Origin of the sequence: Stappia sp. P2PMeth1, from assembly GCF_900185735.1 — a bacterium.
Classification (GTDB): Bacteria; Pseudomonadota; Alphaproteobacteria; order Rhizobiales; family Stappiaceae; genus Stappia.
The window spans coordinates 1-21,938 of sequence record NZ_FYAW01000005.1 but is presented as its reverse complement, the minus strand read 5'-3'; the positions used below and the strand labels follow the sequence as shown (position 1 = coordinate 21,938).

The following is a 21,938-nucleotide window of genomic DNA, read 5'->3' as shown; positions in this document are numbered from 1 at the left end:
GAGCGGCTGAGGCTCAGAGCCCGCCGCGACCGTCGCTGCCGACAAAGGCGATGCGCAGCATGTTGGTCGAGCCGGGGGTGCCGAAGGGCACGCCGGCGGTGGTGATGATGCGCTGGCCGGGCTTGGCCAGTTCCTGCTGGAAGGAGATCTGGCAGGCGCGGTCGACCATGTCGTTCTCGTCGCGGGCGTCGTCCGAGACGACGCAGTGCAGGCCCCAGGCCAGCGACAGGCGGCGGGCGGTCGACAGGACCGGCGAGATGACGATGACCGGCACGGAGGGACGCTCGCGCGCGGCGCGCAGGCCGGTGGCGCCGGAGGTGGTGTAGCAGACCACGGCGGCGAGGTTCAGCGTTTCGGCGATCTGCCGCGCGGCGGCGGCGATGGCATCGGCGCCGGTCGGCTCCGGCTCCTGGCGCTGGGCGTGGATGATGCCGCGATAGTTCGGGTCGCGCTCCACCTGGCGGGCGATGCGGTCCATGGTGGCGACGGCCTCGACCGGGAACTGGCCGGCAGCGGATTCGGCCGAGAGCATCACCGCGTCGGCGCCCTCGAACACGGCGGTGGCGACGTCGGAGACCTCGGCGCGGGTCGGCACCGGGGCGGTGATCATCGATTCCAGCATCTGGGTGGCGACGACCACCGGCTTGCCGGCGCGGCGGCAGGCGCGGACGATCTGCTTCTGCAGGCCCGGCACCTGTTCCAGCGGCATCTCGACGCCGAGATCGCCGCGGGCGACCATCAGCGCGTCGGAGAGGTCGATGATCTCGGAGAGCCGGTCGATGGCCTGCGGCTTTTCGATCTTGGCGAGGATGCCGGCACGCCCACGCGTCACCTTGCGCACCTCGGCAAGGTCGTCCGGGCGCTGGATGAAGGACAGGGCGATCCAGTCGACGCCGGCTTCGAGCGCCGCGTCGAGGTCCTTGCTGTCCTTCGGGGTGAGCGCGCCGACCGGGATCTCGGTATCGGGAACGCTGACGCCCTTGCGGTTGGACAGCTTGCCGCCGACCTCGACCACCGTCTCGGCGCTGGTCCGGTCGCAGGAGGTCACGCGCAGGCGGATCTTGCCGTCGTCGAGCAGCAGGCGATGGCCGGGCTCGAGCGCCTCCAGGATCTCGCGATGGGGCAGGTGGACGCGGGCGGCATTGCCGGGCGCCGGGTCGCTGTCGAGGGTGAAGCCGGCGCCGTTCTCCAGCATCACCGCGTCGCCCTCGAAAGTGCCGACGCGCAGCTTCGGTCCCTGCAGGTCGGCGAGGATGCCGATGGGACGGCCGACCTTCGTCTCGATCTCGCGAATCATCGCCACCAGCGCATGCAGGCGCGGGTGGTCGGTGTGACTCATGTTGATGCGGAAGACATCGGCACCGGCGGTGTAGAGCTTCTCGATCGTTTGCGGATCCGAGGAGGAGGGTCCGAGTGTCGCAAGAATCTTGACCCGCCTGTCACGCTTCATTGTCCGCCTGTCCCCCCTTGCACGGGCTCGGTGAGCTGAACCGTCCAGCTCGTCTGCTCGCCCGTGTCGATTTCGAAGAATCCGGTTCGCTCGAAGCCGCGCGCGACGCAGTCATCGATGCCCCGGATGGTGAATTCCTTCTCGCGGGTGCACATGAAGGCGCGGCCGCCCCATTCCCCGAACTGATCGTAATCCACCGCATAGATATAATAGAAACGTGACACGAGCGAGCCCGCCACCAACGTTTCACAGGAATTTGCCGGCAGGTTCCACCAGCCCTCGGTGACCCAGTCGGCCTCCTCGCGATAGCCGATGGCGACGCCGACCTGGCTTTCGGTCTTGTTGCACAGACGAAGCTCGGCCTGGGCCGGTTGCGCGGTGAGAAGGCCAAGGGCGACAAGGGCAAGCGCTGCCGCGCCGCAGGATGCAAGTCCCCGCCCGATCGTTCCGACTGCCGTGGTTCGCCGCTGCCTCTCGGCTTTTTGCATCATTCGATTTCTCGTGCCACGACTTTGCGCGTCATCTTATGGCTGACCGGCTTCCGCCTTGTCAATGATGACGGCCCTGAAGTCATTGACGTTGGTATAGGTCGGTCCAGGTCTCAGCAGATCGCCGAGTCGCTCGAAGAAGCCGGTGCTGTCGTTTCTCTCCAGAAATGCGGCGGCATCATGACCTGACCTTGCGGCGCGCGCGAGAGTCGTCTCGTCGACAAGCGCGCCGGCCGGATCATCTGCCGAACCGGTGCCGCCATCCGTGCCGTCGGTATCGCCGGCCACCGCGGCGATGCCGGGCGCCCCGTCCAGCGCCAGGGCGAGGGCAAGGGCGTATTCCTGATTGGGTCCGCCATGCCCGTCGCCGCGAATGGTCACGGTGAGTTCGCCGCCCGACAGCAGCACGGCGCGGCGGCCGGCTGCCGCGAGCTCGCGGGCCATGCGGGCATGCTCCGTTGCCACCTCGCGCGCCTCGCCCTCCAGACTGTCGCCGAGGAGCTCCGGCTCGAAGCCGCGGGCGCGGGCGATTGTCGCAGCGCGCTCCAGCGACAGGGCGGGGCGGGCGACGATCTGAAAGCGGGCGCCGGAAAACAGCGGGTCGCCGGGCTTCGGCGTCTCGTTGGCCGGATCGAGAAGCGCCCGGTGGACGTTTTCGGGCGCATCCGGCGCATAACGGGCGACCAGCGCGCGGGCATCCGCCAGCGTCGTCGGATCGGGCACGGTCGGGCCGGAGGCGATGGCGATGGGCTCGTCGCGCGGCACGTCGGAGACGGCGAGGGTCGTCATCGGCACGCCGTCAGGCCGGGCGGCGGCAAGGCGGCCGCCCTTGATGCGGGAGAGATGCCGGCGGACGGTGTTGATCTGCTCGATGGTGGCGCCGGAGCGCAGCAGCGCGCGGGTCAGCGCCTGCTTGTCGGCAAGCGTCAGGCCGTCGACCGGGGCGATCCAGTTGGCCGAGCCGCCGCCGGACAGGAGCACGACGATATGATCGCCCGGCTGGGCCTGGGCGGCGAGTTCGAGCGTGCGGCGGGTGGCGTCGATGCCGGCGCGGTCGGGCACCGGGTGGCCGGCCTCGATCAGCTCGATCCACTCCATCGTCCGCCCGTAGCCATGGCGGGTGACGCCGAGGCCGACGAGCCGGTCGGGGCCGAGGCCGTGGGCCTCGCGATAGTGGCGTTCGGCGACCTGCATCATCGCGCCGGCCGCCTTGCCGGCGCCGAGCAGCACGATGCGGCCGCTGTCGGAAGGGGCGGGCAGATGCGGCGGCAGGCAGGTCTCGGCGCGGGCGGCATCGACGGCGGCGGCGAACAGCTCCTGCAGCAGGGCGCGTCTGGCGGGGATGTCGGTCATTGCGGCGTCCTGAAAGGGTCTGGCGTTGCGGGGGCCGCCGGCGCGGCAACGGGCGCGCGCGGACGGGCGATGTAGATGCCGGCAAGGATGACGGCGCCGCCGAGGGCCTGGGCAAGGCCGATGCTCTCGGCCAGGAAGAGATAGCCCATGGCGGCGGCGGCGACCGCTTCGAGAAAGATCACCAGCGCGGAAAAGCCGGCCGACAGGGTGCCGAGGGCAAAGGCCAGCAGGCCCTGGCCGAGCGCGTGGCTGAAGACGCCGAGCGCGACCAGCATGGCGATGCCCATCAGCGAAGCGGGGAGGATCGTCTCTTCCAGCAGCAGGGCGACGACGAAGAGCACGGCGGCGGTGACGAGCGAGCTGCGATAGACCAGGAGGCCGGGGGTCATGCCGGTAGCACCGCGCCGGGCGAAGCGCATGGCGATGAAGTAGCTGCCGAAGAACACCGAGGTGGCGAGGCCGTAGAGATCGCCGAGGAGGCGCTCCGGCGCGAAGGCGAAGCTGCTGCCGACGAGCAGGGCGGCGCCGAAGAGGCAGGCGGCAAGGCCAAGGGCCATGGCGCGGGTCACCGGCTCCTTGAGCAGGGCGCCGGAGGCCAGCATCACCCAGAGCGGGGCGAGGGTCGCCAGCAGCGTCGCATTGGCGGCGGTGGTGTTCATGATCGCCAGGTGCCAGAAGAACAGGTCGCCGGCGAAGAGCACGCCGGCAGCGAGCGTCGCTGTGTTCCAGCGCGGGGCGGCGGTGCCTGCGGGCCGCTCGATCCGCGCCCAGACGGCGAGCAGCGGCAGGGCGAGGGCGGCACGCCAGAAGGCGCTGGCGAAGGGGCCGACATCCGCGAAACGCACGAAGACCGGCGACACGCCCATGGCGATCGCCCCGGCGAGCAGCGCGAGGAAGGCGGCAAGGAGGCGCTGGTCGGGAGCGGCGGCGAGCGGGGCGGGGGCGGTGGTCATTGCCTTGCGGTCTTTCGGGGAAGCGTTCGGATGGTCCGGGCAAACGGGCCTGGCGAAGATTAGGCATCCGTTGCCGGCCTGTCTCGCCGGAAATCACGGATAGCTCTTATCGCGAGTCGCGACGAAAATGCGGTTGAAAGCGGACGCCGGATATGGTGCACAGCGGGGCCGCAATCCCGCAAACGGAACCGAGATGGCCGAGACGCTTTTCGCTGCCCCGAAATCCCCCGACGAGACGCCGTTCGAAAAGATCGAGGGCGACCGCTCGCGCGGGCTGCTGCTGCTGTGCGACCATGCCAGCAACGCCCTGCCGGCGCGCTATGGCTCGCTCGGCCTGCCGGCATCGGAATTTTCGCGCCACATTGCCTATGACATCGGCGTGCGCGAGCTGACGCTGGGACTGGCGCAGGCCTTCGGCGCGCCGGCATTGATGACCACCTATTCGCGGTTGCTGATCGACCCGAACCGGGGCGAGGACGACCCGACGCTGGTGATGCGCCTGTCGGACGGATCGGTGGTGCCCGGCAATGCCAGCCACGACGCGGCCGAGCGGGCGCACCGGCTCGCCACCTATCACCGGCCCTATCACGCGGCGATCACGGCGGAGATCGATGCGGCGATCGCGGACGGCCATCCGCCGGCGATCCTGTCGATCCACAGCTACACGCCGGTGTGGCGCGGCGTGCCGCGGCCCTGGCATGCGGGCATCCTGTGGGACCGCGATCCGCGTTTCGCGCTGCCGCTGCTTGACGCACTTCGCGCCGATGCCGATCTGGTGGTGGGCGACAACGAGCCCTATGACGGGGCCTTGAAGAACGACTGCATGTACCGGCATGGTACGGCGCGAGGCCTGGCGCATGCGCTGCTGGAGGTCCGCCAGGACCTGATCGCGGATGCGGCCGGCATCGCGGCCTGGACGCGGCGGCTGGTGCCGCTGGTGGCAAAGATCCTGGCGGAGGTGCCGGACCTCAACACGATCCGCCACTACGGATCGCGCTGCGACTGAGCCGGCAGAGCTGCGAGAGAGGGAGACTGAGATGGCTGAAATCGACGAGGCAACGCGCACCGAGCTGGAGGCGGCGGCGTTCCGCCGGCTGGTCTCGCATCTGCGCAAGCGCACGGATGTGCAGAACATCGACATGATGAACCTTGCCGGCTTCTGCCGGAACTGCCTGTCCAACTGGTATCTGGACGCGGCAAACGAGAAGGGCGTGCCGCTCGACAAGGAGACCGCGCGCGAGATCGTCTACGGCATGCCCTATGCGCAGTGGAAGGATCTGCATCAGACGGAGGCCAGCTCCGACCAGCAGGCCGCCTTCGAAAAGGCCCGCCCGCACGAGTGAGCGGGCGCAACTTCCCCCATGTGAATATCGTTCCGTCTTCGTTCCCCGGTCTTGCATCCGCCCGATTTTCCGCGCATGCAGATCGGCATCACGGGAGGCGCCCGCCTCCCGGCTCCGTTCCATCACCCCGATCCCGCGGGCCGTGCCGCCCGCATCCATGAAGGAGACGAGTACCCATGTCCGATCCAGGCGGCGTCGCCGGCGACCAGTTGCGTGCATTTGTCGAGCGCATCGAGCGTCTCGAGGAAGAGAAGAAGGTGATCTCCGACGACATCAAGGATGTCTATGCGGAAGCCAAGGGCACCGGCTTCGACGTCAAGATCCTGCGCAAGGTGATCTCGCTGCGCAAGAAGCAGCCGCACGAGCGCGAGGAGGAGGACGCGATCCTCGACCTCTACATGCACGCGCTCGGCATGAACGGCCCGGCCAACGACGCCTGACCGGCAGGTCCGTCCGAATGATGCCTCCCGGGTGCGCCCGGGAGGCCGTTGCGGGGCGCGCCGTCGCGCCTCGGCTCGCCTCACGCCCCTGCGGCGCCCGCCGCCTGACCGGCGACGCGCAGCGTCGAGGTGGGGACTAGGTATAAATCACGAGTCATTTACCGCGAATCGCCTTATCCTGCCGAGAGGTTTTGACGGGGCTGCGTTCGCGCCGTACCCTGCGGGGCAAGGCGGAACTGTGTCGCTGGAGTGGTGAATTCGAAATGCGCCCCGTTTCGGCGGCGTCCGCCGGGCTGTGTTCAAATTCGAAAACCACATCAGAAACATGCGCTTGCCGGCAGTTCTCGGGGATCTGGCGTCCGTCCGGAGACTGCCGTGAAACAGGACGCATTGCAGATTCCGGCGGCTGGTTAAGCTTGCCTTCACGGCCGCAGGCTAGGGTCGAGACCTGACCCAAAGGGGTCTCCAATGGCGGAATGCGGCGTCGCGCAAGGCGGAGGGAGCCTTTCCGGACGCCGGGCGGAGGGAGGACCGCATGCCAATCGCACGGATGTTCGCAGCTCTTTTTGGCGCCGCGCTTCTCGCCTTGGCGGGGATGGCGCAGGCCACGAGCGTGGCCCCCGCCGATGCGGCGGGGCATATCCTGCTGACCCAGGGCGGAGCGACGCGAGACCTGGCGATCGAGGAGATCGAGCGCCTGCCGATGGTCGAGATCGAGGGCCGCGCCAGTCCCGACGAGCCGATGACCGTGTTTCAGGGGGTTCTCCTGTCCGATCTCGTCCGGATGATCGGCGCCGACGAGGCGAGCGGTCTGATCGTGCGCGCCTCCGACGGCTATTCGGCCGACATTCCGCGCGAGGACTGGGAGCGCTGGCCCATCGTCGTTGCGACGCGCGTCGGCCAGGAGCGGCTGACCGTGCGCCGGCGCGGTCCGGCACGGATCATCTATCCCATCGTCCGCTATCCGGAACTGGACGCACGCGCCTATATCGACCGCAGCGTCTGGCTGATCGCCGAGATCGAATGGTGAACGGTCCAAGACGGATCCTTTCCCAACTCTCCCTGCTCCGCCCGGTGCATCCGTGGCTGATCGTGGCGGCCGTCGCCTGTGCCTGCGTGGTGGCGACGCTGGTGGCGCTGCGCGGCGTCGCGACGCTGAACCAGCCGGAGCCGGATGCCGGGCAGCATATGGTGCGCCACATGCGGTTCACCTTCGCCGAGGTGGCGCAGGTGGACGGCATCCTGCAGGCGCTGCGCGTCGACGCCGCATCGCCGGAAGCGCGGCAGATCATTTCGACCGCTGCCGACCATCTGCACATCCGCTTCGAGGTTCTGGCCGGCCTCTCCCGGGGACCGCTGGTCGAGCCCGATTCCAAGGTGGCGCCGGTCGCCTGGGCGCTGCTCGACGGGCTGGACAAGCTTGCCTCGGGCGAGACGCCCCTCGATGACGACGCGCTCATCCGCCTGCGCCGCGTCAGTGCCGACCTGGTGCGCCAGACCGGCGACTACATCCGCGGCGTCGAGGCGGATATCGATGAGGCGCTGAAGATCCGGGCGGAGAATACCGCCGGCGCCTGGTTCGAGGTGATCGGCAGCGTCACCATGCTGCTGGTCCTGTCCTTCATCTCGCTGGCGCTGCAGTGGCGCAACCGGCGGATCGTCGCCGAACTGCGGCTCGCCAGCGGCCGCGACAGCCTGACGGGGCTTGCCAACCGGCGCGGCTTCGCCGAATGGGCGAGGGAGACGACCGCCGCCGGGCCGGTGCCGGCGCATGCCCTGCTGATCTTCGATCTCGACCGGTTCAAGGCGGTCAACGACCGGCACGGCCATCTGGCCGGCGATGCGCTGCTGAAGACGGCGGCCGACTGGCTGGTGGCGCATTTCGGGGATCGCGGCATCGTCGCGCGTTGGGGCGGCGACGAATTCGTGGTGACGCTGGCGCTCGGCCAGGACGGGCGCGACGATCTCGCCGCGCTGATCGGCGCGCGCATGGCGGAGCCGCCGACGCTGGTGTTCAAGGGCGAGACGATCCCGCTGCGCTTCAGTTGCGGCATCGCGGTGTGGCCGGATCACGGGGCGACGATCGACGAGACGATGGTCGCGGCCGATGCCGCCCTCTATGAAGCGAAGGCGCGCGGCCGTGGCCGCCAGGTGTTCTACGAGGCGGGCATCTCGGATCGCCGCGACCGCGCCGAGGCCCTGCGCGCGTCGCTGCCGCAGGCGCTGGCGGCCGGCGACCTGTTCCTGGAGTTCCAGCCGCAGATCCATCTCGGGCGCGGCACGGTGATCGGGGCCGAGGCGCTGGTGCGCTGGCGCGATGCGGCGACCGGCACGGTGATCCCGCCGGGACTGTTCATTCCGATCCTGGAGGAAGGCGACCAGATCGTCGACCTCGACGGCTTCGTGATCGACGCGGCCTGCCGCGCCGCCGCCGCCTGGCACGCGCTGGGACGGCGGATCCGGGTGTCGGTCAACCTGTCGCCGCGCACCTTCCAGAGTCCCGGTCTGGCCGCGCAGGTGGCGGCGGCGCTGGCCCGCCACGGCCTCATGGTCCGGCAGTTGGAGATCGAGATCACCGAAGGGGTGCTGTTGATCGACGACGCGCAGGTCGCGGCCAATCTCGCCGACCTTGCCGAACTCGGCGTTCGCCTGGCGCTCGACGATTTCGGCGCCGGCTATTCCAACATCGCCTATCTGATGCGGCTGAAGCCGGATGTCTTGAAGATCGACCGCTCCTTCGTGCTGGAGGGCGACGAGCGCCTGCGCGCCAGCATCGTGCAGGGCATCCTGCAACTGGCCGAGACGCTCGGCGCCGAGACCCTGATCGAGGGCATCGAGACGGCGGAGCAGTTGCGCTTCGTCCGCGACACCGGCTGCCAGACCGTGCAGGGCTTCCTGTTCGCGCGGCCGATGGCGGCAAGCGGCATCCCGGCCTTCTGCGAGGAGATCGAGGCGCAGCACCGCCCGGTCAGGGAAACGCCGCTGCTGCAGCAGCGCTCCTGATCCCGCGCGTCTCTCTCTTCTCTCACTTCCGGGCCGAGAAACGCAAACGGCGCGCCCCCAGGGACGCGCCGTCTTCGTTTCAGGATCGCTTGGCCGGTCAGAGCGCCTTGACGATGCCCTCGGTCATCTTCTTGGCGTCGCCGAACAGCATCATCGTCTTGTCGAGGAAGAACAGCTCGTTCTGGATGCCGGCATAGCCGGAGCCCATGCCGCGCTTGACGAAGAGCACCGTGCCGGCCTTGTCGACATCGAGGATCGGCATGCCGTAGATCGGCGAGGACGGATCGTCGCGCGCCGCCGGGTTGGTGACGTCGTTGGCGCCGATGACATAGACGACGTCGGCCTGGGCGAACTCGGAGTTGATGTCCTCCAGCTCGAAGACCTCGTCATACGGCACGTTGGCCTCGGCCAGGAGCACGTTCATGTGGCCGGGCATGCGGCCGGCCACCGGGTGGATGGCGTATTTGACCTCGACGCCCTCCTCCTTGAGCGTGTCGGCGAGCTCGCGCAGGGCGTGCTGCGCCTGGGCCACCGCCATGCCGTAACCCGGCACGATGATCACCTTGGCGGCGTTCTTCATGATGAAGGCCGCGTCCTCGGCCGAGCCCTGCTTGACCGGACGGTCGTCCGCCCCGCCGCCGCCGGCCGCGGCGGTCTCGCCGCCGAAGCCGCCGAGAATGACGGAGATGAACGAGCGGTTCATGCCCTTGCACATGATGTAGGACAGGATCGCGCCCGAGGAGCCGACCAGCGCGCCGACGACGATCAGCGCCATGTTGCCGAGCGTGAAGCCGATGCCGGCCGCTGCCCAGCCCGAATAGGAGTTGAGCATCGACACCACGACCGGCATGTCCGCGCCGCCGATCGGGATGATCATCAGGCCGCCGAAGACCAGCGACAGGACGACGATCATCCAGAACACGGTGTGGCTCTCGGTCGCGACGAAGACGGCGACCAGCACGACGATCAGCGCCGCCAGGCCGCCATTGATGACATGGCGCATGGGCAGCAGGATCGGCGCGCCGGACATGCGTCCGTCGAGCTTGGCGAAGGCGATGACCGAGCCGGTGAAGGTGATCGCACCGATGGCGACGCCGAGCGACATCTCCACGAGGCTGGCCCCGTGGATGGTGCCGACCGTGCCGATGCCGAAGGCCTGCGGCGCATAGAGCGCGCCGGCGGCGACCAGCACCGCGGCCATGCCGACCAGCGAGTGGAAGGCGGCGACGAGCTGCGGCATCGCCGTCATCGGCACGCGCCGGGCGATCACCGCGCCGACGCCGCCGCCGATGGCGAGGCCGGCAACGATCAGCGCCAGGCCGCTGAAGCCGGGTGCGGCGGTCAGCAGGGTCGTGACGATGGCAATCGCCATGCCGACCATGCCGAACAGGTTGCCCTGGCGCGAGGTCTCCGGGCTGGACAGCCCGCGCAGCGCCAGGATGAAGAGAACAGCCGAAACCACATAGAGGACGGCGGTGACATTGGCGGAAAGCATCGTGTCCGGCCCCCTATCTCTGCTTCTTCTTGTACATGGCGAGCATGCGCTGGGTGACCAGGAAGCCGCCGAAGATGTTGACGCTGGCCATGACCAGCGCCAGGAAGCCGAAGCCCCGCGCGTATCCCGCGCCGTCGGCGGCAAGGTCGACGCCCACGGCCAGCAGCGCGCCGACCACGATCACGCTCGAAATGGCGTTGGTGACCGACATCAGGGGCGTGTGCAGGGCCGGCGTCACCGACCAGACCACGTAGTAGCCGACGAAGATCGCCAGCACGAAGATGGTGAACTGGAAGACGAAGGGATCGATCGCCCCGCCGGTGAGGGCGGAGGCGGCATGGGCGAGCGAGTCGCTCGCCCCGCCGGCGATCTGGTCCGCATAGGCGCGGGCGGCATCGGCCGCCGCCTGGGCGGTCTCGGCCGCCTCGCGCGCGGCCTCCGCCGCGGCGCGGGCGCGCTCCAGCGTTTCGTTGGCGTTGAGTTCCGACATGGCGTCCCCCCTTATCCGGCTGCCGGCGCGAAGGCCGGGTGCACCACCTTGCCGTCATGGGTGAGGGCGGTCGCCTTGACGAGCTCGTCCTCCCAGTTCACGGCAATGGCCTTCGCCTCCTTGTCGACCAGCGTCTCGGCGAAGGCGACCAGGTTCCTGGCATAGAGCGCCGAGGCGGAGGCGGCGATCCGGCCGGGCACGTTGAGATGGCCGACGATGCGGACCTCGCCGACCTTCGCCACCTGGCCGGGCACCGCGCCCTCGACATTGCCGCCGCGCTCGACCGCGAGATCGACGATCACCGAGCCGGGCTTCATCGAGGCAACCATGTCCTTGCTGATCAGGCGCGGCGCCGGCCGGCCGGGGATCAGGGCGGTGGTGATGACGATGTCCTGCTTGGCGATATGCGAGGCGACCAGTTCGGCCTGCTTCTTCTTGTACTCGTCCGACATTTCCTTGGCGTAGCCGCCGGCCGTCTCCGCCTGGCGGAACTCGTCGTCCTCCACGGCGATGAACTTGGCGCCGAGCGATTCGACCTGCTCCTTGGCGGCCGGGCGCACGTCGGTGGCGCTGACCACGGCGCCGAGGCGGCGAGCGGTGGCGATGGCCTGCAGACCGGCGACGCCGGCGCCCATGACGAAGACGCGGGCGGCGGGAACCGTGCCGGCAGCGGTCATCATCATCGGCATGGCGCGGTCATATTCGGCGGCGCCGTCGATGACGGCCTGATAGCCGGCAAGGTTGGCCTGCGAGGACAACACGTCCATGACCTGGGCGCGGGTGATGCGCGGCATGAACTCCATGGCGAAGGCGGAGATGCCGGCCTCGGCCATCGCCTTGACCGCGTCGTCATGGCCGTAAGGGTCCATGGTGGCGATGACCACGGCGCCTTTCTTCATCAGCCCAAGCTCGGCCGCGCTGGGGCGGCGGACCTTGAGGACGAGGTCGGCGCCGTCGAGCGCCGCCTTCGCCGTCTTGGCGATGGTGGCGCCCGCGGCCTCGTAATCGGCATCGACGATGCGCGACGCCGTGCCGGCGCCGGCTTCCACAGCGACCGCGAAACCGAGCGAGACGAACCGCTTCACGGTGTCGGGCGTTGCGGCGACGCGCGTTTCTCCTGCCTCGCTCTCGCGGGGCACAGCGAGTTTCATCGGTTGTCTCCTCCCAGGATGCGGATGACTGCGACCGCGAGAATTGCGGTCAAGCGGCGGTGACGATCGCGATCAGGCTGGCGACGACGAACACCACGGCGGACGGGATCCAGCCCTTGGCGCCGCTGGCAAGGCCGACGGCCGCCGCGACGAGGGTGGCGATCAGCGCGATCCAGCCGAAGAACGTGCCGGCGCTGCCGCCGAAGGTGAAGAGGATGAGGCACAGCATCACATTCAGGGCGGCGACGGTGCCGACCTTGGAAAAGTTGATGAAGCCGTTATAGGTGCGCTCGTGCTCTGCGTAGTCCATCGACGGAGCGTTGTTGTCTGCCATGGATCCCTCTTGTGGCCAGGGTGGTTGTTTGGCGTACTTATAGCAGACAGAAACCCTTGGGCAACGCGCAGTTTGCACCGCGGGACAAGCTGCGGGAGAAGGCCTCGCGCAGCGAGCGGAAAGCCGGTCGCGGCCCCTCGGAGCGGATGCCGGAGGGGCGGGACGTCAGGACGGCGGGCGCGGGGCGAGGCCGACCCCTTGCAGCAGCGCCTGCTGGCGGGCGGCGACGGTGCTCTCCTCGAAATCCTCGATCTGCTCGTTGAACAGGCGGTAGAAGTTCAGCTCGGCCTTCAGATGCAGGAAGACGCCGCCGAGGCCAATCGCCGCACGGTCCATGAAGACGAATTCGCGCGGCACCGTCACCGGCCCCTTCTGCTTGAGCGCCTGATGGACGCGGAAGGCCTCGCGGCGGCCGTATTCGGCCGGCTTGATGCCGTCGGCGATGGAGCGGACCCGGTCGCTCAAGAGCGGGCCGTAGATGAAGCGGGCCCAGATGTTGAGGATGTCGATCAGCTCGCGGCTGAGGCCGCGAAAGCCCCAGCGCTCATAGGCGGAGACGACGAGGTCGTCGTCGCCATGCAGCAAGCCGCGATAGAGATCGACGACGCCCTGGACGAAGCCGGGCGGGAAGATGCGGATGCAGCCATAGTCGAGCAGGTTGATGCCGGCCGGCGCATCGCCGTCGGTGAAGACGGTGTAGTTGCCCAGATGCGGGTCGCCATGGATCAGGCCGTGATGGCTGAACGGGTGCCACCAGGCGCGGAACATGACTTCGGCGAGGCGGTTGCGGTCCTCCAGCGGATGGTCCCTGAAGCTCAGCAGCGGCCGGCCGTCGAGCCAGGACATGGCGAGCAGGCGCCCGGTCGACAGCTCCGCCCTGACCTGCGGCACGCGGATGCGCGGCTCGTCCGCGAAGATCCGCGCATAGGCGGCCATGTGCCGGGCCTCGCGCACATAGTCGAGTTCCTCGCGCACCCGGTCGCCGATCTCGCGGGCGATCTCGCTGGTGTCGATGGCCGGTCCCATGCGGCGATGCACGGAGAACAGCAGCGACAACTGGCGCAGGTCCGCCTCCACCGTCGAGGCCATGTCCGGATATTGCAGCTTGCAGGCAAGCTCCTCGCCGTCCTGCGCGCGGGCCCGGTGCACCTGGCCGAGCGAGGCGGCGGCCGAGGGCTCGCGGTCGAAGCTGGCGAAGCGCGACTGCCAGTCGCGGCCGAGCTCGGCCGACATGCGCCGCTTGACGAAGGCCCAGCCCATCGGCGGGGCATCGGACTGAAGCTGCGCCAGTTCGGCGGCATATTCGGGCGGCACCGCGTCGGGAATGGTGGAGATGAGCTGCGCCACCTTCATCAACGGGCCCTTCAGCCCGCCGAGGGCGGCGGCAAGCTCGGCCGCCTGCTTCTCGTTGTCGATGGTGTAGCCGAAGACGCGCGCGCCGGCGATCTTCGCGGCGAGACCGCCCATGTTGGCGCCGACGCGGGCATAGCGTCCGACGCGGGCGGTCAAGCGGTTCTGCTCGCGGTCGCGGGGGGGCTGTGTGCTCATTCGTGCCTCGGCCTGTCGCGGAGCGGGATGCCCCGACCTGCTGCTACGTCATGACAGATATAGTGGATCGATCCGGATCCGGCAGGGGCACTCACGCCGGGGATCGGGAGGGCGCGAGGGAGGCGGCGAGGCTTTCCAGGGCGGCGGCGATGGCGTCGCGGTCGGCGGCAAGGCCCTTGTAGGCGGCCTGGGCGGCATCCAGCTCCAGCAATTGCCGGCGCAGGCCCTGCGCCAGCTCGCTCCCCTGCGGATGGCGCGCGAAGGCGGCGACCGGATCGTGATGGATGCGGATGGTGAAGAGGATGTCGCCGCTTTGCGGCAGGCGGCGCAGGGTCTGGCGCTCGACCCGCACATGCAGGCCGCCGGCCTCGTCGCGCGCCAGACGCTGCGGATCGGTGCCGTCCGCGGCGATCCGCTTGGGGAAGGGGCGGTGCAGCGCCGGGCCAGTATAGAGCGACCAGTTGAGCCGCCAGCTTGGCCGCTCGACGGGAAGATTGTCGAAGATGCGTGCGACCATCGGCCCCATGCGCCCGTCGTTGAAGCCGGGCACCGTCTCGTGGATCGCGGTCATCGACTGGGCGAACTTGTCGGCCAGCGACCAGGAGGAGGGAAAGCACAGCGCGCCGGCGGCAAGTCGGTAGCCTTGCGGCGAGGCGCGCATCAGGATCAGGTCCTCCTGCACCAGCCGGGCGGCGCGGGCGAGCGGGATGTCGCCCGGTTCGGCAAGATCGATCACGCGCCCGGTGGGCAGGATGCGGATCGCCGTGCCCTCGCGGCGGTAGAGATCCGGGAAACGGTTCGGCAGGTGGTTGCCGAGAAGATCGAGCACTTCCTGCTGGGCGCTTTCCGTTCCCTCTTCCGCGAGCAGGACGGGCGCCTCGCCGCCGCCGGCGAGCAGGCGCTCCTTCTCGCTGAGCTGTTCGGCGAGCCGGGCGTCGGGCTCGATCCAGTCGGCAAGGTCGAGCGGCTGCAAGCCGACGCTGAAGGGCCGGGTCGAGCCGTCATAGGGCGTGTGGGAAAAGGGGGTGTGGGAAACGGGCGGGCCGGCGGGGGAGGAGGACCGGTCCTCCTCTCCGCCCGTGGTCGTGCTCATGCGTCGAGCCGCTCCAGCTCGTCGATAAAGCCGGCGATCACCGACAGGCCCTTGCGCCAGAAGGCGGGGTCGGTGGCATCCAGACCGAACGGGGCGAGCAGCTCCGAATGGTGCCTGGTGCCGCCGGCCGACAGCATGGCGAAATACTTGTCCTGGAAGCCGGCCTCGGCATCCTCGTAGACCGCGTAGAGCGAGTTCACCAGGCAGTCGCCGAAGGCATAGGCATAGACATAGAAGGGCGAGTGGATGAAGTGCGGGATATAGGTCCAGTAGGTCTCGTAGCCCTCACTGAGGCGAATGGCCGGGCCAAGGCTCTCCGCCTGCACCGACATCCACAGCTCGCACAGGTCGGCGGAGGTCAGCTCGCCCTCGCGCCGGGCCGTGTGGATCTTGCGCTCGAACGTGTAGAAGGCGATCTGCCGGACCACCGTGTTGATCATGTCCTCGACCTTGCCGGCGAGCAGGATCTTGCGCTTTTGCGGCGTCTCGGCCTGGCCGAGTAGCGCCTTGAAGGTCAGCATCTCGCCGAACACGCTCGCGGTTTCGGCGAGCGTCAGCGGCGTCGGCGCCATCAAGGCGCCGTTCGGCGCGGCCAGCACCTGGTGGACGCCGTGGCCGAGCTCATGGGCAAGCGTCATGACGTCACGGGTGCGGCCCTGGTAGTTGAGCAGCACGTAAGGGTGGGCGCTCGGCACGGTCGGATGGGCGAAGGCGCCCGGCGCCTTGCCGGCCCGCGCCGGGGCGTCGATCCAGCCCTTGTCGAAGAAGTCGCGGGCGATGTCCGCCATCTTCGGCGAGAAGCGGCCATAGGCGGCAAGCACCGTGTCGCGCGCCTCGTCCCAGGGGATGCGGCGGGTGTCGGCGGAGGGAAGCGGCGCGTTGCGGTCCCAGAAATCCAGCACGTCGCGGCCGAGCCAGCCGGCCTTCATCGCGTAATAGCGGTGGGAGAGGGACGGATAGGCCTCGCGCACCGCCTCGACCAGGGCGTCGACCACCTCGCGCTCGACCCGGTTGGCAAGGTGCCGGCTGTCGGCGATGTCGGCAAAGCCGCGCCAGCGGTCGGAGATTTCCTTGTCCTTGGCCAGCGTGTTGGTGATCAGCGTGAAGACCGGCAGGTTCTGGCGGAAGGTGGTGCTCAGCGCCTTCGCCGCCGTCTCGCGGCGCGCCGCATCGGCGTCCTGCAACAGGTTGAGGGTCGGCTCCAGCGACAGTTCGGTGCCCTCGACATCGAAGCGCAGGCCCGCCATGGTCTCGTCGAACAGCCGGTTCCAGGCGCCGGCGCCGGTCACCGACTTCTCGTGGAAGAGCTGCTCGATGCGGTCCTCGAGCTGGTAGGGCCGGGTCTTGCGGATGTCGTCGAGCCAGGGGCGGTAATGCGCCAGGTCCGGATCGCCGGCGGCCTCGTCGAGGACGGCCTCGTCGATGCGGTTGAGCTCCAGCGCGAAGAAGATCAGATGGGTGCTGGCGGTGGTCAGCTTCTCCTGCACGTCGCCATAGAACTTCTGGCGCACCGGATCGGTGGTGTTGCCGGCATAGAACAGGCCGGCAAAGGAGGCGAGGCGGCCCATCAGGTCGTCGAGCGCCTCCATCTCGCGGATCGCGCCGGCGAGCTGCGCGCCGGAGCGGCGGGCGATCTCCTCCAGCCTGCCCTTGTAGCGCTCTTCGAAGGCGCTGGCATCGCGGGCCGCCCGCGCCAGATCGGTGGGGACCTGCGGCGCGTCGTGGCCGGGATAGAGGTCGGCAAGGTTCCACTCCGGCAGGGCGCCGAGCTCGCTCGCCGCGCTGCCGCCTTCCGCCGCCGAGCGGGCGATCCGTGCCTGTGTCCAGCCTGCCCTGTCGGTCATGACGTCTCCGCTCTCGTGTTCTGGTCTCGTGTTCTTGCGCGGGCGCTCGTGCCGCGCCTTCCTGTGTCTGGATATTGTGAATTGTCGGTGGAGGGCAACGCCTAAAGACCGGGCAGGCGAGGGGCCTTCGGCAAACGTGGACATTTTGTTTACCGGTGCGCGGCTACGGTGACCCGAATTGAGACAAGTCCCGAAAGGCAGGCGCACGCATGATCCCGACAGGCGGACGCATCCTCATCGCCGACGACGATCCGGTGCAGCGGCGCCTGCTGGAAGAGGCGGTCAAGCGCTTCGGCTACCGCGCGCGCAGCGTCGAGAACGGCGCGGAAGCCGTGGCGCTGATGGCCTCGCCGGAAGGCAACGACATCAACCTCGTCATCCTCGACCTGGTGATGCCGGAGCTCGACGGCATGGGCGTGATCGCGCGCTTGCGCGAGATGAAGAAGACCGTGCCGATCATCGTGCAGACGGCCCATGCCGGCATCGACGCGGCGGTCAATGCGATCCGCGCCGGGGCGCAGGACTTCGTGGTCAAGCCGGTGTCGCCGGAGCGGCTGGAGGTGGCGATCCGCACCTTCATGCGCATGTCGGCGCTGGAAGGCGAGATCACCCGGATCCACAAGCAGGCGAGCGGCACCTTCTCCTTCGACGACATCGTCACCCGTTCGGAGGCGATGGAGCGGGTGATCCGGGTCGGGCGGCGGGCCGCGACCTCGCATATCCCGGTGCTGATCGAGGGCGAATCGGGTGTCGGCAAGGAGCTGATCGCCCGCGCGATCCAGGGCTCCAGCGAGCGGCGGGCGAAGCCCTTCATCACCGTCAATTGCGGCGCGATCCCCGAGCATCTGGTCGAATCGATCCTGTTCGGCCACGAGAAGGGGGCGTTCACCGGGGCGGTCGACAAGCATATCGGCAAGTTCCAGGAAGCCCATGGCGGCACGCTGTTCCTCGACGAGGTCGGCGAATTGTCGCTCGACATCCAGGTCAAGCTGCTGCGGGCGCTGCAGGAGGGCGAGATCGACCCGATCGGCGCGAGGCGGCCGGTGAAGGTCGACTTCCGGCTGATCTCGGCGACCAACCGGCGGCTGATCGACCTGGTCAAGGACGGCCAGTTCCGCGAGGACCTCTACTACCGGCTCAACGTCTTCCCGCTGTGGCTGCCGCCGCTGCGCGACCGGCGCGAGGACATCCCCGACCTGGTGCGGCACTTCCTGGCGCGGTTCGCGGCCGAGGAAGGGCGGCCGCAGATCGCGACCGTGGCGCCCGCCGCCATCGCCATGCTGCAGGCCTATGACTGGCCGGGCAACATCCGCCAGCTCGAGAACGCGGTGTTCCGCGCCGTGGTGCTGTGCGAGGGCGATCACCTCAGCCCGGACGATTTTCCGCAGGTGCAGGCAAGCGTCGGCAGCGCGGCGACGGCCGTGCGGATGCCGGCGGCCCGGCCGGCGGAGACGGATCGCGACACTGTGACGGCGCAGGCGGGCGAGACAGCGCCCGCGGCGATGCCGGTGCCGGAGACGGCCGGTGTTGCCCTTGCCGATGGCGGGAGCGGACCGGCGGCGCCGTTCGGCTTCGTGCGCTCGCTCGACGATCACGGCCATGTCCGCAAGCTGGAAGATGTGGAGGCGGAGATGATCCGCACCGCCATCGACCACTATGGCGGGCGGATGACCGAAGTCGCGCGCAGGTTGTCGATCGGCCGGTCCACCCTTTATCGCAAGTTGAAGGACTATGGCCTCGATGCAACAGGCGATGCCGAGGCGGCCGAGTAGCGGCTCCCATGACGCAACGTGACTTGCATTGCCGCCGCCGAGCCGGCTTGCTGGCCGGATATCCAGACGAATCACCTTGGCGCGGGACAGGTGTGCCCGTGCCGGACAACCGGAAGAGCTTCATGGCCTGCAGCATCCGTTTTCGCCCGGCCCGCCTCGCCGCCGCCACCTTCGCCGGCCTGATGCTGACGAGCGCGCTGCCGGCGCTGGCGACAACCGGGTCGATCACCGGTGCCGACACTGCCGCCGCCGTCGCGACGCCGCTGCCGCAGCCGCTGCCCGAGCCGGCGCTGGCCACCCTGCTGCAAACGGGGGCGGGGCTTGCCGACAGCGACGGGGCGCTGCCGTTCATGAGCGCCGAGCGGCGCCGGCAGCTCGTCGAGTTCTACGCCGCGCGCGGCCATGAATTGCTGTGGATTGCCGACGGTGTGCCGACGCTGGAGGCGCGGCGGCTGGTGGCCCGTCTGGCCCAGGCCGAGCGCGACGGGCTGCGGCGGGCGGACTATGCCCTGCCGGGCGATCTGGCGCGCTCCGCCGGACGGATGGACGAGGAACGGGCGGCGCGGTTCGAGGTGCTGCTGTCGGCGGCGGCGCTCGCCTATGCCGAACATGCGCAGGCCGGCCGTATCGCGCCGTCGTCGCTGTCGCGGAACGTGACGCTGGAGCCGCAGCGCCCGGATGCGCAAGGGGTGCTGGCGGCGCTAGCCGCCGCCACCGACGCGGCGACGACGCTCGACAGCTACAATCCGCCGCAGCCTGGCTTTGCGGCGCTGCGCGAGAAACTGGCCGAGATCCGCGCACAGGACCGGCAGGAGACGCCGCCACTGGTGCCGGAGGGCGCGGCGCTGAAGGAAGGCATGCGCGACCCGCGCGTTGCCGTGCTGCGCGCCCGGCTCGGCATGGAGCCGGCGGGCGAGGCTGCCGAAAGCGACGTTCCGGGCGAGGCGGAGCTGTTCGACGCGCGGGTGAAGGACGCGGTGGTCGCCTTCCAGAGCGAGAACGGGCTGCAGGCCGACGGGGTCGTCGGCAGCCGGACCCTGCTGGCGCTGAACGCCGCCTCCGAGGACGGCATGACCGTGTCCGACATTCTCGCCAACATGGAGCGCTGGCGCTGGATGCCGCGCGACATGGGCGCCTTCCACATCTTCGTCAACATTCCGGAATTCTCGGCGCGGCTGTTCCGCGACGGGACCAAGGTCTACGAGACCCGCGTCGTCGTCGGCAAACCGTCGAACCAGACGCCGGTGTTCTCCGACGTGATGGACCACGTCATCGTCAATCCCTACTGGAACGTGCCCTATTCGATCGCCTCCGAGGAACTGCTGCCGTCGATCCTGTCGGATGCGAGCTACCTGCCGCGGCGCAATTACGAGGTGCTGGCCGGGGGCCGCGTCGTCGATCCGGCCTCGGTCGACTGGTCGGGCGTCAACCTCAACCAGGTGCGCATCCGCCAGCGGCCGGGCGATGGCAACGCGCTCGGGCAGATCAAGTTCATGTTCCCCAACCGGCACGCGGTCTATCTGCACGACACGCCGTCGAAGAGCCTGTTTGCCCGCTCTGCCCGCGCCTTCTCGCATGGCTGCGTGCGGGTGCAGGACCCGTTTGCCTTCGCCGACGCCCTGCTGCAACTCGACACGCAATGGACGGCGGCGCGGCTGAAGTCGATGATCGGCGGTGAGGAGAAGCGGGCCGACCTGACCCGGCCGGTGCCGGTGCACCTTGCCTATTTCACCGCCTTTGTCGACGAGAACGGCAAGCTGCAGCGCCGCCCCGACATCTATGGACATAATGCCGCGCTGACCAAGGCGCTGGAGATCGAGGGCTGGGAGGACTGGCAGCGCTTCGCCGTCGCTCCCCCGGTCAAGCGCGCGCGGCCGCCGGCGGCGCCGGTGGCGGAGGCCCCGAAAAAGCAGAAGGTGGTCGATCTCGCGGCCGAGCGGCAGCGCATGTTCGACCGCCGCCAGCGGGCCAGCTCCGACTACTGAGGCGCGCAGAATCGCTTTTGCAGAATCTCTTGTGCAGGCGCGTAGCCATGCCGTTCCGGCCTCGAGGAAGCCTCGACCGGGCGCTGACGGGGTCTTGACTGGGTCTTGACGGGGGCGAGAACCTAAGCGAAAACCCGGGTTGTCAGCATTTTTTCCGGGATTGATGCGCATTTGCCACGATTTGCGCTCATTTCGGAATACGGTAAAGGCTTCTTAACTTCGGTCCCTTACATCAGTCCGACGGGGGGCGATGTTCGGCTGAACCGCCGGCAAACAAGCGAGACTGACATTGCTCGAGGCATGGTTTTCCCGGCTGCGATATCGCGCGTTGCCCGTATTGGCGCTTGCCGCATTCGCCGTGGCACTGCTGTCGCCGATGTCGCTGTCTCCGGCATCCGCCGAGACGCGGACCCTGAAGCTCTACAACACCCATACGCATGAGCGGGTTTCGATCACCTTCAAGCGGAACGGCCGCTATGTGTCGGAAGGCCTGCGCGAGCTGAACCGCTTCCTGCGCGACTGGCGGCGCAACGAAAGCACGCAGATGGATCCGCAGCTCTTCGATCTCATCTGGGAAGTGTATCAGCAGGCCGGCACCAGCGAAGCGATCCACGTTGTCTCCGCCTATCGCTCGCCGGCGACCAACAACATGCTGCGCGACCGCTCGCGTGGCGTCGCCAAGAGCAGCCAGCACACGCGCGGCAAGGCGATGGACTTCTTCATCCCCGGCGTCGACATCAACAGGCTGCGGGCGCTCGGCCTGCGCAAGGAGATCGGCGGCGTCGGCTTCTATCCCAGTTCCCGCACGCCGTTCGTCCATATGGACACGGGCTCGGTGCGGCACTGGCCGCGCATGACCCGCTCGCAGCTCGCCGGCGTGTTCCCGCGCGGCGACACCATTCACGTTCCCAGCGACGGCAAGAAGATGCCCGGCTATGCCGAGGCGCTGGCGCGGCATCAGCGCGGCGCCTCCAGCCGGCCGACCGCCGTGGCCAGCGTGTCGACGTCGCCGACCCGGCGCTCCGGCGATCTGGAAGAGCGCGGCATCGCCCGCCTGCCGGCCGGCGGCGCCCGCTCGAGCGGCCCCGGACTGTTCGCCCGCATCTTCGGCGGCGACGAGGACGAGGGCGAGGATGTCTCGACGCAGCCGACGCCGCCCGCACCGGTGCGCACGCAGGTCGCCAGTGCGCCGGCGC

General features: G+C 68.9%; 19 protein-coding genes. 8 read left to right on the top strand and 11 right to left on the bottom strand.

Annotation, left to right across the window (positions count from 1 at the left end; all coding sequences use genetic code 11):
• Positions 1–13: 13 nt before the first annotated feature.
• Genes pyk through P2PM1_RS01025 form a run of 4 tightly spaced genes read right to left on the bottom strand, consistent with a single transcriptional unit; the run spans position 14 to position 4,244 of the window.
• Positions 14–1,450, bottom strand: coding sequence for a pyruvate kinase (pyk, locus tag P2PM1_RS01040; RefSeq protein ID WP_186390339.1), 1,437 nt, complete (start codon positions 1,448–1,450; stop codon positions 14–16).
• Positions 1,447–1,941, bottom strand: a complete 495-nt coding sequence (locus tag P2PM1_RS01035; RefSeq protein WP_244293230.1) for a DUF1036 domain-containing protein — start codon at positions 1,939–1,941, stop codon at positions 1,447–1,449. The genes pyk and P2PM1_RS01035 overlap by 4 nt, the downstream gene beginning before the upstream one ends.
• Positions 1,942–1,974: 33 nt before the next feature.
• Positions 1,975–3,291 carry a glycerate kinase gene (locus P2PM1_RS01030; RefSeq protein ID WP_186397873.1) on the bottom strand — a complete coding sequence of 439 codons (1,317 nt, stop codon included), beginning with the start codon at positions 3,289–3,291 and terminating at the stop codon, positions 1,975–1,977.
• Positions 3,288–4,244 (bottom strand): DMT family transporter, encoded by a 957-nt coding sequence (locus P2PM1_RS01025; protein ID WP_186397872.1) that lies wholly within the window; start codon positions 4,242–4,244, stop codon positions 3,288–3,290. The genes P2PM1_RS01030 and P2PM1_RS01025 overlap by 4 nt, the downstream gene beginning before the upstream one ends.
• A 193-nt stretch (positions 4,245–4,437) precedes the next feature.
• Here P2PM1_RS01025 and P2PM1_RS01020 point away from each other — a divergent pair, with 193 nt between their 5' ends.
• The 5 genes from P2PM1_RS01020 (at position 4,438) to P2PM1_RS01000 (ending at position 9,030) form a co-directional block, all read left to right on the top strand.
• Complete coding sequence (locus P2PM1_RS01020) at positions 4,438–5,250, top strand: N-formylglutamate amidohydrolase (RefSeq protein ID WP_186397871.1); 813 nt, start codon at positions 4,438–4,440, stop codon at positions 5,248–5,250.
• 31 nt (positions 5,251–5,281) lie between these two features.
• Positions 5,282–5,587: a DUF1244 domain-containing protein gene (locus P2PM1_RS01015; RefSeq protein WP_186397870.1), complete on the top strand. Its 306-nt coding sequence runs from the start codon at positions 5,282–5,284 to the stop codon at positions 5,585–5,587.
• Between the two features lie 176 nt (positions 5,588–5,763).
• Complete coding sequence (locus P2PM1_RS01010; RefSeq protein WP_067218634.1) at positions 5,764–6,027, top strand: DUF2312 domain-containing protein; 264 nt, start codon at positions 5,764–5,766, stop codon at positions 6,025–6,027.
• Between the two features lie 535 nt (positions 6,028–6,562).
• Complete coding sequence (locus P2PM1_RS01005) at positions 6,563–7,057, top strand: hypothetical protein (protein ID WP_186397869.1); 495 nt, start codon at positions 6,563–6,565, stop codon at positions 7,055–7,057.
• Positions 7,051–9,030, top strand: a complete 1,980-nt coding sequence (locus P2PM1_RS01000) for a bifunctional diguanylate cyclase/phosphodiesterase (protein ID WP_186397868.1) — start codon at positions 7,051–7,053, stop codon at positions 9,028–9,030. The genes P2PM1_RS01005 and P2PM1_RS01000 overlap by 7 nt, the downstream gene beginning before the upstream one ends.
• A 97-nt stretch (positions 9,031–9,127) precedes the next feature.
• Here the strand turns inward: P2PM1_RS01000 and P2PM1_RS00995 are convergent, their stop codons facing one another.
• The 7 genes from P2PM1_RS00995 to P2PM1_RS00965 form a co-directional block, all read right to left on the bottom strand.
• Positions 9,128–10,525 carry an NAD(P)(+) transhydrogenase (Re/Si-specific) subunit beta gene (locus P2PM1_RS00995; protein ID WP_186390346.1) on the bottom strand — a complete coding sequence of 466 codons (1,398 nt, stop codon included), beginning with the start codon at positions 10,523–10,525 and terminating at the stop codon, positions 9,128–9,130.
• Between the two features lie 13 nt (positions 10,526–10,538).
• Positions 10,539–11,015 carry a proton-translocating transhydrogenase family protein gene (locus tag P2PM1_RS00990; RefSeq protein ID WP_186390347.1) on the bottom strand — a complete coding sequence of 159 codons (477 nt, stop codon included), beginning with the start codon at positions 11,013–11,015 and terminating at the stop codon, positions 10,539–10,541.
• Positions 11,016–11,026: 11 nt separating this feature from the next.
• Complete coding sequence (locus P2PM1_RS00985; protein ID WP_186397867.1) at positions 11,027–12,166, bottom strand: Re/Si-specific NAD(P)(+) transhydrogenase subunit alpha; 1,140 nt, start codon at positions 12,164–12,166, stop codon at positions 11,027–11,029.
• A gap of 49 nt (positions 12,167–12,215) precedes the next feature.
• Positions 12,216–12,500 (bottom strand): aa3-type cytochrome c oxidase subunit IV, encoded by a 285-nt coding sequence (locus P2PM1_RS00980; protein WP_186390349.1) that lies wholly within the window; start codon positions 12,498–12,500, stop codon positions 12,216–12,218.
• 165 nt (positions 12,501–12,665) lie between these two features.
• A complete protein-coding gene (locus P2PM1_RS00975; RefSeq protein ID WP_186397866.1) occupies positions 12,666–14,048 on the bottom strand; it encodes an AarF/ABC1/UbiB kinase family protein in 1,383 nt (460 codons plus the stop codon).
• A 91-nt stretch (positions 14,049–14,139) separates the two neighbouring features.
• Positions 14,140–15,141 (bottom strand): DUF3445 domain-containing protein, encoded by a 1,002-nt coding sequence (locus P2PM1_RS00970; protein ID WP_186397865.1) that lies wholly within the window; start codon positions 15,139–15,141, stop codon positions 14,140–14,142.
• The gene (locus tag P2PM1_RS00965) at positions 15,138–16,985 is read right to left on the bottom strand and encodes a M3 family oligoendopeptidase (RefSeq protein WP_186397864.1); all 1,848 of its coding nucleotides are present in this window, start codon (positions 16,983–16,985) and stop codon (positions 15,138–15,140) included. The genes P2PM1_RS00970 and P2PM1_RS00965 overlap by 4 nt, the downstream gene beginning before the upstream one ends.
• Before the next feature lie 209 nt (positions 16,986–17,194).
• Here P2PM1_RS00965 and P2PM1_RS00960 point away from each other — a divergent pair, with 209 nt between their 5' ends.
• The 3 genes from P2PM1_RS00960 to P2PM1_RS00950 all read left to right on the top strand — a co-directional run.
• Positions 17,195–18,757 (top strand): sigma-54 dependent transcriptional regulator, encoded by a 1,563-nt coding sequence (locus P2PM1_RS00960; RefSeq protein ID WP_186397863.1) that lies wholly within the window; start codon positions 17,195–17,197, stop codon positions 18,755–18,757.
• Positions 18,758–18,879: 122 nt separating this feature from the next.
• Positions 18,880–20,742, top strand: coding sequence for a murein L,D-transpeptidase (locus P2PM1_RS00955; RefSeq protein ID WP_186397862.1), 1,863 nt, complete (start codon positions 18,880–18,882; stop codon positions 20,740–20,742).
• Between the two features lie 328 nt (positions 20,743–21,070).
• The coding region (locus P2PM1_RS00950; RefSeq protein WP_371636251.1) for a DUF882 domain-containing protein at positions 21,071–21,938 on the top strand (868 nt) is incomplete at its 3' end.

Excerpts from the sequence above, each read along its gene's own strand:
- pyk (WP_186390339.1), bottom strand. The coding sequence starts at position 1,450 with ATGAAGCGTGACAGGCGGGTCAAGATTCTTGCGACACTCGGACCCTCC.
- P2PM1_RS01035 (WP_244293230.1), bottom strand. The coding sequence starts at position 1,941 with ATGATGCAAAAAGCCGAGAGGCAGCGGCGAACCACGGCAGTCGGAACG.
- P2PM1_RS01030 (WP_186397873.1), bottom strand. The coding sequence starts at position 3,291 with ATGACCGACATCCCCGCCAGACGCGCCCTGCTGCAGGAGCTGTTCGCC.
- P2PM1_RS01025 (WP_186397872.1), bottom strand. The coding sequence starts at position 4,244 with ATGACCACCGCCCCCGCCCCGCTCGCCGCCGCTCCCGACCAGCGCCTC.
- P2PM1_RS01020 (WP_186397871.1), top strand. The coding sequence starts at position 4,438 with ATGGCCGAGACGCTTTTCGCTGCCCCGAAATCCCCCGACGAGACGCCG.
- P2PM1_RS01015 (WP_186397870.1), top strand. The coding sequence starts at position 5,282 with ATGGCTGAAATCGACGAGGCAACGCGCACCGAGCTGGAGGCGGCGGCG.
- P2PM1_RS01010 (WP_067218634.1), top strand. The coding sequence starts at position 5,764 with ATGTCCGATCCAGGCGGCGTCGCCGGCGACCAGTTGCGTGCATTTGTC.
- P2PM1_RS01005 (WP_186397869.1), top strand. The coding sequence starts at position 6,563 with ATGCCAATCGCACGGATGTTCGCAGCTCTTTTTGGCGCCGCGCTTCTC.
- P2PM1_RS01000 (WP_186397868.1), top strand. The coding sequence starts at position 7,051 with ATGGTGAACGGTCCAAGACGGATCCTTTCCCAACTCTCCCTGCTCCGC.
- P2PM1_RS00995 (WP_186390346.1), bottom strand. The coding sequence starts at position 10,525 with ATGCTTTCCGCCAATGTCACCGCCGTCCTCTATGTGGTTTCGGCTGTT.
- P2PM1_RS00990 (WP_186390347.1), bottom strand. The coding sequence starts at position 11,015 with ATGTCGGAACTCAACGCCAACGAAACGCTGGAGCGCGCCCGCGCCGCG.
- P2PM1_RS00985 (WP_186397867.1), bottom strand. The coding sequence starts at position 12,166 with ATGAAACTCGCTGTGCCCCGCGAGAGCGAGGCAGGAGAAACGCGCGTC.
- P2PM1_RS00980 (WP_186390349.1), bottom strand. The coding sequence starts at position 12,500 with ATGGCAGACAACAACGCTCCGTCGATGGACTACGCAGAGCACGAGCGC.
- P2PM1_RS00975 (WP_186397866.1), bottom strand. The coding sequence starts at position 14,048 with ATGAGCACACAGCCCCCCCGCGACCGCGAGCAGAACCGCTTGACCGCC.
- P2PM1_RS00970 (WP_186397865.1), bottom strand. The coding sequence starts at position 15,141 with ATGAGCACGACCACGGGCGGAGAGGAGGACCGGTCCTCCTCCCCCGCC.
- P2PM1_RS00965 (WP_186397864.1), bottom strand. The coding sequence starts at position 16,985 with ATGACCGACAGGGCAGGCTGGACACAGGCACGGATCGCCCGCTCGGCG.
- P2PM1_RS00960 (WP_186397863.1), top strand. The coding sequence starts at position 17,195 with ATGATCCCGACAGGCGGACGCATCCTCATCGCCGACGACGATCCGGTG.
- P2PM1_RS00955 (WP_186397862.1), top strand. The coding sequence starts at position 18,880 with ATGGCCTGCAGCATCCGTTTTCGCCCGGCCCGCCTCGCCGCCGCCACC.